The organism is Paraprevotella xylaniphila YIT 11841 (genome assembly GCF_900683745.1).
GTDB lineage: Bacteria > Bacteroidota > Bacteroidia > Bacteroidales > Bacteroidaceae > Paraprevotella > Paraprevotella xylaniphila.
Map to the genome: position 1 here is coordinate 2,048,631 of NZ_LR215980.1, position 15,139 is coordinate 2,063,769.

Genomic DNA, 15,139 nt, shown 5'->3' on the forward strand with positions numbered 1-15,139 from the left:
ACAAAGCATTTGGAAACAATGGGAAGCAAACGGAACTCAAAAACATTCATCCTGTTATTCTTGGGCCTCTTGAGTGCCTTCGGACCGTTCGTGATGGACATGTATCTGCCCACCTTACCTGCCATGTCAGGCTACTTCCGCACCACATCTTCCATGGTGCAACTTGGACTGACCACCAGCATGGCCGGACTTGCCGCAGGCCAACTGTTTTTCGGCCCGTTGAGTGACAAATACGGCCGACGTCCCGTATTGTTAGTCGCACTCATGCTTTTCCTGCTATCCACAGCCGGTTGCATTTTTTCCGAAAACATCCTGCAATTCATCGCCTTACGCTTCTTGCAAGGCGTATCCGGGGCGGGCGGTGTCGTCCTCTCCCGTTCCATCGCAGCCGACAAATATTCTGCCCGCGAACTGGCCGGTGTATTGGCCGTCATAGGAGGCATAAACGGGGTAGCCACTGTAGCAGCCCCCATAGCCGGAGGCTTCTTGGCCGATGCAAGCGGATGGCAAGGCATCTTCTGGAGTCTCTTTTTATTGGGAACGATTCTACTGGCCGGCAGCTTCCGCATGGAGGAATCGCATCCGGCCGGACAGCGCGCCTCCGTCCGGTGGAACGACATCCTCCGCAACTTCGGCCTCGTATTACGCAACCGGCAATATTTGGCCTACACTTTACAATACGGATTTACGATGGGAATACTCTTCGTGAATATCGCATCGGCTCCTTTCATCATGCAGGAGCATTACGGCCTTTCCGCCATGCAATTCAGCCTGTGCTTCGGGGCAAATGCCATAGCCATGGCCGTTGCATCGGCCGTTGCGGTCAAATTGCCCACGATGAAAGACGCATTGCACATCGGCAGCAATGGCATGTTGTGGCTGTCTTTCGCATGGTTGGCAGCCTTGTCGCAAGGATGCAGCTTTTGGATATACGAGACATTGGTATTCGCCCTCCTCTCCATGGCAGGCATCACCTTTACCGCTTCCAACACGTTGGCCATGGAATGCGAAAGAGAAAATGCAGGCGTGGCTTCGGCGCTTCTCGGCACTGCCGGTTTTGCCGTAGGCGGCATCATGTCTCCCTTGGTAGGATTGGGGAACATCCTCTTTTCTACCGGCACACTGTTCATCTTCAGCTCGTTCCTTGCCCTCTTGTGTACACACTATGCCTTGTCGTCGCAAGGTTTCATCCGTAGCCATATCTTAGAGGACCTCCGGCAAGCTGCGAAAAAGATATCCACCCTCCCACGGCAAAACTCCAAATGACCACCCTACGGCCCGTAACGGTCAATGACTTTCCCTGAAGAATTTCAAGAAAAACAAGATTTGATAATCGATGGAATTGTTCCAATATTCACCCGTATGCGCTCCGGGGCGCACAATAAAGTCGTGCATGACACCTCGTTCCAACAACTTTTGATGGAAGGCTTGGTTGACTTCAAAGAAGAAATCATCATAGCCGCAATCAAAAATAATCCGTAGGGCACCATCCTTGAGTATGCCTGTTTGGTTGATGACGGTATAATCGTCCCAATCGCACACCCCGGCATCTTTTGCCCCGATTTGTGCCTTCATGTCCCAGTTGTCCGGAAAAGGCCGGATGTCCAACCCGCCGCTCGTACTGCCCGCCGCCCCGAAAACGTCCTGATGGCGTATGGCCAACCATAGGGCACCATGGCCTCCCATGCTCAATCCGGTAATGGCCCGCTTCTCGCGAGAAGGCAGCGTACGGTAATGCCCGTCCACGTAAGACACCAACTCCCGGCTGACGAACGTCTCAAACTGGGAATCTTCATTGAGCGGACTATCCCAATACCAACTGTTTTCTCCATCCGGACACACGAAAATCAGATTCTCACGGTCGGCATAGTCTTTGAGTTCCGGTTTCAAGCCGGGCCATGTAGTTTCGTTTCCGCCATAACCATGCAACAGATAAACCACAGCCGCTCCCCTGCCTTCTGTCTTTTCGGGAGAAATCACTATGGTACGCACCGCACGTCCCATCTTCCGGCTGTGCACCTCCACCGTATCCACTTTCGCAGCACGGACAGCCACCGCCGACCAGCAAAGCAAACTTGCCAAACAGCAAAACACTCTCTTTTTCATTTCGTACCTATTTATGGGGTTAAAGTTCGATGACGTATGACTGCATCGTACGCAAATCTATCGTCCACAAGCGGCCGTCTAGCACGTCGCCGTAACCGCAAACCAACTTCATCACTTCGTGAGCCTGCACACTGCCTACTATCGCCGGGGTCATGCCCACAACGCCTTTAAAAGCCGGAGGCAACCGATACGCCGCCTCTTCGTCCGGATACAAATCCCGATAGCTCTTCGCTTCCGCAGTACGACAGAAGACGGACACCTGGCCACAGAACCCTTCGATGGCACCGTAAACGTATGGCTTACCTTGTGCCCTGCAAACATCATTCAAAAGATAACGGGTCGGATAATTGTCACAAGCATCCACCACAATGTCATAGCCTTGAATCATACCGGCGGCATTATCCGGTGTCAGACGACAAGCGTACGGCTTCACGTCCACATCGCTGTTCAATGCACGCAACCGACGGGCAGCCAACACCACCTTGGGCAGCCCCACTTCCGCCTCCGCATAAAGAACTTGGCGGTGCAAATTGGTAGTACTCACCTCGTCATCATCCACCAACCCGATGTGCCCTATTCCGGCACCGGCCAGATAGAGCGAGACGGGAGAGCCTAACCCGCCCGTCCCGACAACCAACACCCGCGCCGCCCGCAAGCGTTCCTGCCCTCCGGTACGGATTTCCGGCAACATGATCTGGCGTTCGTAGCGCCCTAACTTTTTATCCTCCATCCCAGACATGGTCAGCATTTTACATAAGATTGCAAATCGAAACTGGCATCCCAATCCTTCCATACCGGTTCACGACCGGCCTTTCTCAATGCCTTCTCCACCTCCACGGCTGTGCGTTCGTCGCTCACATGGAACTGCTCCAACGCCTGCGGATAGGTATAATATCCTCCCGGTTCCGTCTTGCTTTCCGCACTCATCGTGGTCACGCCCAACGTGGCCATGTGGTCACGGATGGCCGCCGGTTCGCGTGTGGAATAGGAAATGTCCACATCGTGGTCGAAAATACGCATGGCAAAAGTGACTTGGGCCAGTTCACGGTCGCTCATGACGACATTCGGTTGGAAGCCCCCGTTCTCGGAGGGCCGCATACGGGGGAAGTTCACACTGTATTTCGTCCGCCAATAATGCTTCTGCAAATAACGTAAATGGTAAGCCATCATCGTAATGTCCGTGCGCCATTCTTTCTCCAGTCCGATGAGTACCCCCATCCCGATGGAATGCACACCGGCTTGCCCCATGCGGTCGAAACCGTTGACACGCCACTCGAATTTCGACTTCATGCCCCGGGGATGGTAGATGTTATAGTTTGCCTTGTGATACGTTTCCTGGAAGCAAATGACTCCGTTCATCCCGTGTGCCTTCAGTTCTTCATACTCTTCGGCCTTGAGCGGCATCACTTCTATCTTCAGGTTACTGAAGTAGGGTTTGGCCAAATCCAAGGCACGCGCCAGATAAGGCACGCCCGCCTTGGCCGGATTCTCTCCCGTCACGATCAAGAGGTTCTCGAAAGGTGCCAACTTCTTGATGGCTTTGTATTCGTTCTCTATCTCCTCCTCCGTCAGAATGGTGCGGCGCATCGGGTTGCTGATATGGAAACCGCAATACACGCAGGAGTTGGTGCAGGAGTTGGTGATATACAAAGGTATGAACATGGACATGGTCTTGCCGAAACGCTCTTCGGTATATTTACGGCTCAACCGCGCCATTGTCTCCAAATAGGGAGCGGCTGCCGGAGACACCAAAGCCATGAAATCGTCCACGTCACAATGTGCTTTCGAGAGGGCACGGCGCACGTCGGCTTCCGTCTTGGCATTGATCCGCGCCGTGGTTTCCTCCCATGAAATCTTTTCCAATTCGTCCGAAAACATATCTTCTTCCCGTTTAGTCGTTCAAAAATGCCGTCAGGGGCGAACTCGCCTCTGCCACGAAACTGTCTGCCTGCAATCCCAATCCGGCTTCGTATGCCATACGTCCGGATTCCACAGCCTGCTTGAAAGCCATGGCCATCGCCACCGGGTCGCCGGCCACGGCTATGGCCGTATTCACCAAACAGGCAGAAGCTCCCATCTCCATGGCCTCGGCGGCATGACTGGGTGCCCCGATACCGGCATCCACGACAACCGGCACATTGGCCTGCTCTATGATGATACGCAGGAAATCACGGGTCTGCAATCCCTTGTTTGTCCCGATGGGTGCTCCCAAAGGCATGACTGTGGCCGCTCCGGCTTCTTCCAGATGTTTGCAAAGCGTAGGATCGGCCTGACAATAAGGCAATACGACAAAGCCCAACTTCACCAACTGCTCCGTGGCCTTCAGGGTCTCCGTGGAATCGGGCAACAGGTAACGTGGGTCGGGATGAATTTCCAACTTCAACCAGTTCGTACCGAATGCCTCGCGTGCCATCTGGGCTGCGAACACGGCTTCTTCGGCATTCCGGACACCCGACGTGTTCGGCAATAATTGTATCTCGGGACGCACGATATGCTTCAGCATGTCATCCTCCTTGTCTTCCAGTTCGATACGCTTCATGGCTACCGTCACCATTTCCGTTCCGGAAGCCATGATGGAACGGGCCATCAGGTCGTTGGAATCAAACTTACCTGTACCTAAAAACAAACGGGAAGCAAACTCCCGTCCTGCTATGACTAATTTTTCCATTGTCCTATGCTATGATATTAAATTAAAATTCTTGAACACCAGTGTCCTACAAATACCAACCGGACGCTACCCTCCGCATGCCGCTTTGATAACGACAATGCTCACCCCCTCGGTCAACACATAATCGGCCCACTGGGTACGGGGCACCAAACGGTTCTCCACGGCCACAGCCACCCCCTGAAACGGAAGCGATAGTTCTTCCATCAATGCAGAAATCGAAACGGCAGCCGTTTCCACTTCTTTGTTATTCACCAAAATTTTCATTTCATCTACTTTTAATGATTTCTGAAAAAGCAAGTACAAAGAAGCACCACAAACGGCAATATGGAAAGATAATGGAAATCCAATCCCTACGGCAGTACGAACTGCATCAGGTTCGAGGGTATAATCTCAGCCCCTGTCCGGGCACCCCTTTGTCTTTACTCGGACAAAGATACGCAAAAAAGGGAAATAACGTAACACTCCGCTATCATTTTATAACAAAAAGAAAACAAAAATCGTTCCCCGACACAATCGAGAAACGATTTCCTTATATGTGGCATATAAATACTACCCACGAATCATAACCGCTGTCCTAACTTATCGTCAATGAACAGCAAAGCGGCCTTGTCGGCTTTACGGATCTTTTCCAAAATACCTTGCGCCGTAGATTCCTCTTCCACTTGCTCACGCACGTATCCCCACAAGAAATCCTGAGAAGCCATATCCTTTTCTTCGGAAGCCACTTTCACCACGTTTTCAATTAACTTGGATACCTGACATTCATGCTCGTACACATTTTCAAAAACGCCTAATACACCGTCCCATTCCTGTGGAACCACATCAATCTTATCTACCTTGGCCACTCCACCACGTTTGATGACGTAATTCGCCATGTCGTAAGCATGCTCCAATTCTTCCTGAGACTGTTTCTTCATCCATGCGGCACAACCGTCGTAACCTTCCCTCTGCAAATAGAAGGACATGGATAAATACAAGTTAGCCGACCACATCTCGGCCACGATTTGTTCGTTAATAGCTTTCTGCAATTTGTCTGAAATCATATTCGTATATATTAAAAATTAAACAACTTCACTTTATTATAGTAAACTACAACTACAGTGCCAGAACACCCGATTTCATCATCATGTCAGCTATTTATTCTTAATTTTACGGATTGTTATAGAGAATCACGATGAATAAGGTTGAGAAACTCCTCCCGGGTTTTAGCCTGATTAAACGCTCCTGTAAAATCACTGGTCGTAGTCACCGAATTTTGCTTTTCCACTCCACGCATCTGCATACACATGTGCCGAGCTTCCACTACGACCATCACGCCCAACGGGTTCAACGCTTCTTGTATGCAATCCCGAATCTGGAGCGTCATCCTTTCCTGTACCTGAAGACGATGGGAAAAGCTGTCCACCACACGGGCAATCTTGCTCAACCCCGTAATGTATCCATTGGGTATATAAGCCACATGCGCTTTCCCGTAAAAAGGCAGCATGTGATGTTCGCACAAAGAGAAGAAATCTATGTCTTTCACTATCACCATGTGACGGTAGTCTTCCTTGAACTTGGCCGAATTCAGAATCTCTTTCGGATCTTCGGCATATCCCCGCGTCAACGTCTGCATCGCCTTGGCCACCCTATAAGGCGTCTTTTGCAATCCTTCACGTTCGGTATCTTCACCCAACAAAGCCAGAACAGCCTTATAGTGGGTTTCTAATTCCCGTTGTACCGTTTCGTTATAAACCTGACATTCCATCTGTTCAATAAGGTATTTGAATTACAGATTTTACAATCAATGCCTCATCGAATTGCTTGGTTGCACGCAATTCGTGCAAAGCCTGATTGGCCTCCTCGTACGTTCTGAAATCACCCACCCTGCAAATCCAACGCGGACTCTGGAAATGGGTATAAGTAGCCATGTCGCTGAAGTAACTCTTCACTTTTCCGGCCATCCGTTGCGCCTCCTGGCGGGCTGTCCTGGAGTTCCCCCCCGCATAAACCTGAATCCGGTAGCCGTTGGCTTTCATTTTCCGTACGGGCTTATGGCCTACAGATGAATTACCATTCTCCGTTATCGACTGGGATATACGTCCGGAAGCCGCAAGTGAAGTGGAATTTTCATTCCCCGCCCCTGTGCCATTTACCATCCGGGTAATCTCGGCATCCTGAATCACACGTACCGTCCCCTGCCCGTCCACAGGCTTCACCAACTTGTCCACAAACTTCTGTTGCGCTGAAACCTGAAGCCAACTTACGGCACACCAAAACAACGATAGGAAGAATCTTTTCATCATATAGCCTTTTGAATATAAAACCATAAAAGAGAGCCATTCCGAGACACAAAGGCGACCTCGGAATGACTCCGTTTTTCTACTCTGATTAAGCTTTCCAAGCATCAATGATACCCTTGAAGTCTGCACACTTCAAAGCAGCACCACCAATCAAACCACCGTCCACGTCGGGCTTTGCAAAAATCTCTTTTGCGTTCGAAGGCTTGCAGCTTCCACCATAAAGGATAGAAACATTCTCGGCAGCCTCAACGCCGAACTTCTCGGCAATAGTCGTACGAATGAAAGCATGCATCTCTTCCGCCTGTTCAGCCGTAGCCGTCTTTCCCGTGCCGATAGCCCATACCGGTTCGTAGGCCAAAATGATGTTGGAGAACTGTTCTGCCGTCAAATCGAACAAAGAACCGGCCAACTGAGCCTTCACCACTTCGTTCTGCTTGTCTGCCTCGCGCTCTTCCAGTACCTCGCCGATACAGAAAATGACTTTCAAACCATTGGCCAAAGCCAAGTTTACTTTCTCTTTCAGGATTTCAGCTGTCTCGCCATAGTAAGCACGACGCTCCGAATGGCCTAAGATGACATACTGCGCACCGGTAGATTTTACCATCTCGGCAGACACTTCGCCAGTGTATGCACCTTTTTCCTTGTCTGCACAATTCTCTGCACCCAAGCCGATAGTCTGGGCATCCAATACTGCGGCTACGGAAGCTAAGTGAATAAACGGTGTACAGATGACCACGTCACAATTTGGTTTGTCGGCAGCCAAAGCCACATTCAACTCAGTAGCCAAAGCTACACCTTCCTGCAAATTCAGGTTCATCTTCCAGTTACCTGCTACAATTTTCTTTCTCATTTCTTTTCTTTTTAAAAGGTTGATAATTCTATTTTTATGTTTCATTCGCCTATACATCTTGCTTCCTATCCATATCCGGTCGGCAAACACCAACACAAACAGAGGGACAAGGAACCATAGGACGACACGCAGCGTCGTCATCATCCGCGATGCCGACTGCAAACGCCCCAATTCACTATCTTCCAACGGCATATTCAGGTCCTCTTCTTTCGGAAGGTTGTTACAACTCCATTTGTTATACACCGTACCCTCTTTCAACAACACCAACCCGGGATTGGAGCGCACGATGGTTTTCAAAGTGATTTCATCCGTCATGCCAAAAGGATAATCCGCCCCCGTCAAATCCTGCCATCGCCCAATCATGCCATCACCGGATGCCGTCAGACAATAAAAGGCATAACCATGTTCGCCGCAATAATCATAGAGTTCATTGATACGGTCTATATTGCTGTCGTCCGCAAACTCCAGATAAGGAGAGATTAATAAGAAAGTATATCCTTTGTCCGACAAAACCTGCTCCGTGATATCCTCACCATCAGGCCACGTCATAATCGAAAAATCATGTACGGGGGGCACATATCCTTCTTTCACCAACACCGTCCGGCTATCCACAAAATGCCAGGCCGTATCCTCGGGATAATCTTCCGTAGTGAATTCTTTCTTTACTCCATCCTTTTCAAGTACGAATGTCGTAAGATACTCCGGCTCCTCCTCTCCTTCCGGAACCACCATCGCTTGGGGCAGGTTTACTCCGATATGATAAGGACGGAAATCGAAAACCGGAAGATAATAGATACAGAAACCCGCCAGAACAAAGGCAAAAAAGATAGAATAGAGGGAAATCATCCACTGGTTGCGTTCGGAAACAAAGCGCACCATCAACCGACGGTAACGAAAAACAAGCACGGATAAGCCCAACAGCACGACATTCTTGCCGAACGTCTCCCAGTTCGTCAACGACACGGCATCTCCGAAACATCCGCAGTCTGACACGGGATTGGCCAAAGCCAGATAAAGCGTCAGAGGAGTCATCACACTCATGAACAACAAAAAAAGCCAGGAAGTCGTACGTCGACGTATGCCAAAGAATAGATATATCCCTATACAAAATTCAAATACAGCCAAAAGGACCGCCAACCAGAGCGGCAAAAAACCGGGAATCCATTCCGACCAACCGAATGCCTGAAAATAGTCGTCGAATTTATATTGGGTACCACGCGGGTCAACCACTTTCACCAATCCAGAGAAGACGAAAGTCACAGCCAACAACAAACGGCTGACATTCACGGCAACCCAACGTAATTTATATCCCAACCTATTCACCGAACGTCAATTTTATCAGCCCGAATACGGCATAATTCATCATGTCCATGTAGTTGGCATCCACTCCCTCCGACACCAAAGTCTGCCCCGCCAAAGCCTCAATCTGCTTGGTCCGGTAAAGCTTCATCAGGATAAGGTCTGTATAAGAACTGATGCGCATGCCGCGCCAGGCCTCATCGTAATCGTGGTTTTTCTTCAACATCAAAGCGAGTGAAAGCCCCGCATATTTGTCATAATATTCCAAAGCACATTCAGCTGCCATATCTTCCGCATCGGCATAGCCCAACTCCAACTGTATCAGGCCGACAATACTGTAATTCACGATAGCCATGAACTCCGGACGGATGCCCTCACCGACCAACGAGACCCCTTTCACTTCCAAACTACGGATACGATTGGCCTTGATAAATATCTGATCCGTCACCGAAGCAGGACGCATGATACGCCACGCCGCACCGTAATCATGCAACTTTTTGGCGAACAGCTCCCGACACTCCTTCATTATTTGCTCAAATTGTCCTTGTGTATCCATATTTTACCGTTTAGGCATACCACAACATGCAATGTGCAAAGGTAGTACAAATCATCGAATAAAACAAAAAGAGACCGTAGAATACGCAAACGCGAACGGCCTTTTCATGTTCTTTCACCATAACACAGTGTACATCAAGTATTTCCTAAAAAGCAAGAATGCTAACGGTGAAAACAAGGTGAAAGTTACCGGATAAGAAAGTTCACCATAAATAACTGAAACAGAAGAAGTCTGAAGGATGCGAACCTATCCCTGTATTTTTCATATTGTAAGCAGAGTGAAAACAACGAACGCCCTACAGTCCTCGACACCTCACGCAGCTCATGACGAAAAAATCATTTGGCGCAGGATGAAATCATTCTCAGCAGAACAAAAAAATCGTTCTCAGGAGATTAAAACCCGTTTACTTCAACCGTCCTCACCCCCAAATAAACAGCAAAAGAGAGATGTCCCGACCTTACGGAGCACCTCTTCCTTGCTTATTAAATCTAATGCTTATGAATACTTAAGTATTTGTCCCGGACGGAGTACCGTAGTCCGGGTTATTCCGTTCAACTTACATAACTTAGCAACCGTCGTCCCACATTTTGAAGCAATAACCGAAAGGTTCTCACCCGATTTCACACGGTGCACTTTAGAACGAGGCCTCGCAGTAGGTTTGGGCCGGACATTTGTCTCGTTCTTTGCCAATTCAGACTTTCCTTTATTGGAACGGAAGATGTAATAATCCCCCGTCACGTCCTGAGCCACGAAATCAAACATTTCAGCCGGGTTGATGGCTTGCCCCAAGAAACGTGTTTCAAAATGCAAATGAGAACCGGTAGAACGTCCCGTATTTCCTCCCAAGCCAATAGGTTCTCCTGCTTTCACAATTTGGTTTTCCTTCACAAGGTGTTTGGACAAATGGCCGTATATCGTTTCCAAACCATTAGGGTGGCGGATAACAATATAATTCCCGTATCCTCTTCTTTCGTAATCCACGATACGCACTTTTCCGCTAAACGCCGAACGTATGGTATCCCCGATGTACACCTTGATGTCCAACCCTTTATGCTGACGACGGAAACTTGCACGATAACCGTAATTAGAAGTAATTCTCGTGCTCGGCGTCGGCATGCAGAAATGCCGCAAGTCTATCTTGTATTCTTCCGGCAATTCTACATCATAACGATGGGCATATTGGTTGTTCCAATCGGGATAAAGACCAAACGCGGGATTTTCAAGCTGTTCGTCACCTACCAAACGCTGTAAAGCGACAGAATCTATGGCTCTCATCTTTTTGTCTATAGGTGCCTGGCGAGCCAACAAATCTTGCCCTGATACCGGCAAACTAAGCACGGCCAAAACCACTACAGCTCCTGTCTTAAGTCTTTTGAAATTGAAAAACATTTAATTATTAATATTATAAAGTTCGCTTATCTTCTCTTATTATAATTCATCTAAGGCATACAAATAACCCAAATTGGAAGATTCGTACTCAAAAATCTCCTCCGGCTTGAAGAAACGCGCCAATTCTATTTTCGCATTCTCCAATGAATCGGACGTGTGGACGATATTTTGTTGGTTACTCATACAATAGTCACCACGAATAGTGCCCGGAAGGGCATTCCTGCCATTTGTAGCCCCTGCCATCGCCCGTACTACGTTTACGGCCTCAATACCTTCGAAGCAGCATGCAATCACGGGAGTCGACATCATGGAATCCTTTAAAATCTGAAAGAATGACTTCTCGCGCAAATGAGCATAATGTTCGTTCAATATCGCATCTGTCAATTGCATCATTTTCATTCCGGCCAACCTCAATCCTCTCTTCTCGAAACGGTTGATAACTTCTCCTACAAGCCCCCTCTGTAATGTACAAGGTTTTAACAAGACCAAGGTTTTCTCCATGAATATAGACTTTTTGAATTAAACATATTTAATTAGCGTATTCTAAACACTAACGGCGACAAAGATAATCTTTCCATAACAAAAGCCCAAGAAAATTAACAGTATTTTTCCTCCAAAGATCATTTTTTCAAGAAATCACCCCCCAATTCACAGTCTTATTCCTTAATTTATTTAACTGTCTCCATAGAATATCATTCTTTGAAGCTGCGCAATGCGGATCATCGTCCAACACTTTTTCGGCCGTCTCCCGCGCCAACTGCAGCACCTGTCCGTCACGTGCCAAATTGGCCAACCTCAACGTAAACGAAACCCCGCTTTGCTGCGTGCCTTCCAAATCGCCCGGACCGCGCAACTTCAAATCCGCCTCGGCTATTTCAAACCCGTCGTTCGTCTCCGTCATGATTTGAATACGTTTGCGTGTATCCGCCGAAAGCTGATATTTGGTGACCAAAATGCAATAGGACTGGTCGGCTCCACGTCCCACCCGTCCACGCAACTGATGCAACTGCGCCAGTCCGAAACGTTCGGCATTCTCTATCACCATGACCGAAGCGTTCGGTACGTTCACTCCGACCTCAATCACAGTAGTCGCCACCAGTATCTGGGTCTTCCCTGAAATGAAATCTTGCATCTCGGCCTCCTTCTCTGCAGCTTTCATTTTACCATGCACCCGGCTTATCTTATATTCCGGCAAATCGCGGCACAACTGCTCATACCCCTCTTCAAGGTTCTTGATGTCCATCTTCTCGCTTTCCTTAATCAACGGGTATACCACGTATGCCTGCCGGCCTTCGTTCAACTGCGAACGCAGCCCCCTGTACAGGCTCTCCCGCCGATTGTCAAACTGATGAACCGTCTGAATCGGCTTGCGCCCGGGAGGCAGCTCGTCGATAACCGACACGTCGAGGTCGCCATACAAGGTCATGGCCAAGGTACGGGGTATTGGCGTGGCCGTCATCACCAGTACATGAGGAGGATTGCTGTTTTTAGCCCACAAACGGGCGCGCTGAGCCACACCGAAACGATGCTGCTCGTCTATCACGACCATGCCCAAAGACTTAAAAAGCACCGTGTCTTCCAACACGGCATGCGTCCCGACCAGAATCCGTACCTCACCGTCTTTCAATCCGTCCAAAACAGCCTGTCGCCGCTTTCCTTTCACCGTCCCTGTCAGCAGTTCCACCCTAACGGGCATCCCGGACAACAAGTTCTGGAAAGTCACATAATGCTGCTCCGCCAGAATCTCGGTAGGTGCCATGATACAAGCCTGAAAACCATTGTCCAAAGCAATCAAGATACTCATCAAGGCCACCAGTGTCTTCCCGCTGCCTACGTCGCCTTGCAACAAACGGTTCATTTGCCGGCCGCTCCCCATGTCCTGACGAATCTCACGAATGACTCTTTTTTGCGCCCCGGTCAGCTCAAACGGCAGATTCTTTTCATAAAACGTATGAAACAACTCGCCTACACGGGCAAACACATAACCACGATATTTCTGCCGACGCTCACGCGCATACTTTATTATATTCAATTGAATATAGAAAAGTTCTTCGAACTTCAAACGGAATTGTGCCTTCCGCAAATCTTCCGCAGAAGTCGGATAATGCACATGGCGAAGTGCTTCATCCAAAGACACCAGATTCAACGCGCTTACTAAATAAGGCGGCAAGGTTTCCGGGATTTCGGCATCCAAACGTTCAAACAAAGTCGCCGTGAAATGTTCTATAGAACGGGAATTCAGTCCGGCCCGTTTCATTTTGTCCGTAGTCGTGTAATAAGGCTGAAGCCCCATTGTGTTCAAACGCAATTCATCGGCCTTGTCCACATCAGGATGAGCGATGTTGATTCGCCCGTTGAAAACACTCGGCCGCCCGAACACGATATAATCCGTCCGCGTCTTATAGGCTGACAAAATATATTTTATGCCATTGAACCAAATCAAGTCCACAACTCCCTGCCCATCGGTAAAATGAGCCACCAAACGCCGTTTCCGCCCCTCTCCCTCCGTATCAAAGCTCAATATCTGACCGCGAATCTGCACGTAAGGCATATCGGCCGTCAACTCATGGATATAATAAAGCCGCGTACGGTCTATATGCTTATAAGGAAAGGTGTACAACAAATCATGCAAAGTACGGATTTGCAACTCATCTCCGAGCAGTTTGGCACGCTGCGGCCCCACTCCCGGCAGGAACTTGATGTCTTGGCGATCAAGGTCTATCATCGGTCAATCAGATAAAAGAGCTTCGGCTACCTTTAAATCGAAAGGTGTGGTTATCTTTATATTCTCACGGTTGCCCGGCACCAACTTCACCTGTACCCCCATAGCTTCCACCACAGAAGCATCGTCGGTGAAAAACGGACGGTATTCTTGCCGGTAAGCGGTTTTCAGCACATCGGCCCGAAAAGCCTGCGGGGTCTGCACCAAACGATATTGTGCACGGTCTACGGTTATACTGTCTCCCTCCGCCCCGTTGGATTCCAGACAACGCAGTGTCTCCACGACTTCGACAACAGGTATGGCAGTACGTTCCCGGAAAGCAGATTCATAACATGCCGCAATGACTTCACGAGACACAAAAGGACGTACGCCATCGTGCACGGCCACCAAAGCATCCGTTTCCCCATCCGGCACCTCTGCCAAACCGTTGGCCACAGAATGAAAGCGTGTCTCTCCTCCGTCGGCCAAATGATAAGGAATGCGGAAGTCATATTCACGACACAATTCATTCCAATAGCCCTGCTGTGCAACCGGCAATACCACAATCAGTTCCACACTTTCGTCATAGGCATGAAATACATCCAACGTCCGCATCAACACCGGTCGACCTTGGACCGGAATGAACTGCTTGGGAATTTCGCCCCCCATACGCAGTCCTTTCCCTCCGGCCACCACGATCGCATATTTCTTCATCGAGCCACTTCGTTGTACAACATTCCGTTTCTCACGGCTTCCGCCTTGTCTTGACCGGCCAGCTTGGCCACGATGGCATAACCGAATTCAAATACGGCAGCCGGCCCTTTTCCGGTAATGAACAAGCCGTCCTCCTCCACAAGATTACCTGTATAAGAAGCCCCTTCCAAGTTCTCTTCAAATCCGGGATAGCAAGTCGCCTTCAGTCCTTTCAGCAATCCCATACGACCGTAGACCAAAGGAGCCGCACAAATAGCCGCCAACGGTTTACCTGCCTTATACTGCTGCATGATACCTTCGGCCAGACCTTCGTGTCCGGCCAGATTGTATGAACCGGGTAACCCGCCAGGCAATACCAACATGGCAGCCTTGGAAAAATCAACTTCTTCTATCAACATATCGGCCTCAACACGGATGCCATGCGACCCGGTCACCATCTTGTCGCCCGTCACCGAAACGATACGGGTTTCCACTCCTGCACGGCGCAAAATATCTACCACAGCCAAAGCTTCCACTTCTTCCGAGCCTTCGGCAAAAAACAAATATACTGTTTCCATCCTTCTGTATTTAATAA

General features: G+C 49.1%; 16 protein-coding genes and 1 riboswitch. Of the genes, 1 reads left to right on the forward strand and 15 read right to left on the reverse strand.

What is annotated here, in order from left to right; genetic code table 11:
• Positions 1-18 precede the first annotated feature (18 nt).
• The gene (locus E0E47_RS08775) at positions 19-1,266 is read left to right on the forward strand and encodes a multidrug effflux MFS transporter (RefSeq protein ID WP_130893483.1); all 1,248 of its coding nucleotides are present in this window, start codon (positions 19-21) and stop codon (positions 1,264-1,266) included.
• Between the two features lie 21 nt (positions 1,267-1,287).
• On the opposite strand, the gene E0E47_RS08780 is transcribed toward E0E47_RS08775, so the two are convergent.
• The 15 genes from E0E47_RS08780 to E0E47_RS08850 form a co-directional block, all read right to left on the reverse strand.
• The gene (locus tag E0E47_RS08780; RefSeq protein ID WP_130893484.1) at positions 1,288-2,106 is read right to left on the reverse strand and encodes an alpha/beta hydrolase; all 819 of its coding nucleotides are present in this window, start codon (positions 2,104-2,106) and stop codon (positions 1,288-1,290) included.
• Between the two features lie 19 nt (positions 2,107-2,125).
• On the reverse strand, positions 2,126-2,854 hold the full coding sequence (locus tag E0E47_RS08785) for a HesA/MoeB/ThiF family protein (protein WP_130893485.1): 729 nt from the start codon (positions 2,852-2,854) through the stop codon (positions 2,126-2,128).
• Positions 2,848-3,984: a 2-iminoacetate synthase ThiH gene (thiH, locus tag E0E47_RS08790; protein ID WP_008626802.1), complete on the reverse strand. Its 1,137-nt coding sequence runs from the start codon at positions 3,982-3,984 to the stop codon at positions 2,848-2,850. Before thiH ends, E0E47_RS08785 begins: the two co-directional genes overlap by 7 nt.
• A 13-nt stretch (positions 3,985-3,997) precedes the next feature.
• A complete protein-coding gene (locus tag E0E47_RS08795) occupies positions 3,998-4,774 on the reverse strand; it encodes a thiazole synthase (RefSeq protein ID WP_008626803.1) in 777 nt (258 codons plus the stop codon).
• 66 nt (positions 4,775-4,840) lie between these two features.
• Positions 4,841-5,038 (reverse strand): sulfur carrier protein ThiS, encoded by a 198-nt coding sequence (gene thiS / locus E0E47_RS08800; protein ID WP_130893486.1) that lies wholly within the window; start codon positions 5,036-5,038, stop codon positions 4,841-4,843.
• Positions 5,039-5,104: 66 nt separating this feature from the next.
• Positions 5,105-5,197: riboswitch (TPP riboswitch) on the reverse strand.
• Between the two features lie 137 nt (positions 5,198-5,334).
• On the reverse strand, positions 5,335-5,817 hold the full coding sequence (locus E0E47_RS08805; RefSeq protein WP_130893487.1) for a ferritin: 483 nt from the start codon (positions 5,815-5,817) through the stop codon (positions 5,335-5,337).
• A 116-nt stretch (positions 5,818-5,933) separates the two neighbouring features.
• Positions 5,934-6,521, reverse strand: a complete 588-nt coding sequence (folE, locus tag E0E47_RS08810) for a GTP cyclohydrolase I FolE (RefSeq protein ID WP_008626816.1) — start codon at positions 6,519-6,521, stop codon at positions 5,934-5,936.
• Positions 6,522-6,525: 4 nt separating this feature from the next.
• Positions 6,526-7,059 carry an SPOR domain-containing protein gene (locus E0E47_RS08815; RefSeq protein ID WP_232038380.1) on the reverse strand — a complete coding sequence of 178 codons (534 nt, stop codon included), beginning with the start codon at positions 7,057-7,059 and terminating at the stop codon, positions 6,526-6,528.
• Positions 7,060-7,144: 85 nt separating this feature from the next.
• The gene (locus tag E0E47_RS08820; protein WP_130893488.1) at positions 7,145-9,229 is read right to left on the reverse strand and encodes a BT_3928 family protein; all 2,085 of its coding nucleotides are present in this window, start codon (positions 9,227-9,229) and stop codon (positions 7,145-7,147) included.
• Positions 9,222-9,761, reverse strand: a complete 540-nt coding sequence (locus E0E47_RS08825) for a DUF1599 domain-containing protein (RefSeq protein WP_008626819.1) — start codon at positions 9,759-9,761, stop codon at positions 9,222-9,224. The genes E0E47_RS08820 and E0E47_RS08825 overlap by 8 nt, the downstream gene beginning before the upstream one ends.
• A 495-nt stretch (positions 9,762-10,256) precedes the next feature.
• On the reverse strand, positions 10,257-11,150 hold the full coding sequence (locus E0E47_RS08830; protein ID WP_130893489.1) for a peptidoglycan DD-metalloendopeptidase family protein: 894 nt from the start codon (positions 11,148-11,150) through the stop codon (positions 10,257-10,259).
• 39 nt (positions 11,151-11,189) lie between these two features.
• Positions 11,190-11,651 (reverse strand): nucleoside-diphosphate kinase, encoded by a 462-nt coding sequence (gene ndk / locus E0E47_RS08835; RefSeq protein ID WP_008626828.1) that lies wholly within the window; start codon positions 11,649-11,651, stop codon positions 11,190-11,192.
• 127 nt (positions 11,652-11,778) lie between these two features.
• The gene (gene recG, locus E0E47_RS08840; protein WP_008626829.1) at positions 11,779-13,875 is read right to left on the reverse strand and encodes an ATP-dependent DNA helicase RecG; all 2,097 of its coding nucleotides are present in this window, start codon (positions 13,873-13,875) and stop codon (positions 11,779-11,781) included.
• A 3-nt stretch (positions 13,876-13,878) separates the two neighbouring features.
• A complete protein-coding gene (locus E0E47_RS08845) occupies positions 13,879-14,565 on the reverse strand; it encodes a 2-C-methyl-D-erythritol 4-phosphate cytidylyltransferase (RefSeq protein ID WP_130893490.1) in 687 nt (228 codons plus the stop codon).
• Positions 14,562-15,122, reverse strand: a complete 561-nt coding sequence (locus E0E47_RS08850; protein ID WP_130893491.1) for a DJ-1 family glyoxalase III — start codon at positions 15,120-15,122, stop codon at positions 14,562-14,564. Before E0E47_RS08850 ends, E0E47_RS08845 begins: the two co-directional genes overlap by 4 nt.
• Positions 15,123-15,139: the final 17 nt, after the last annotated feature.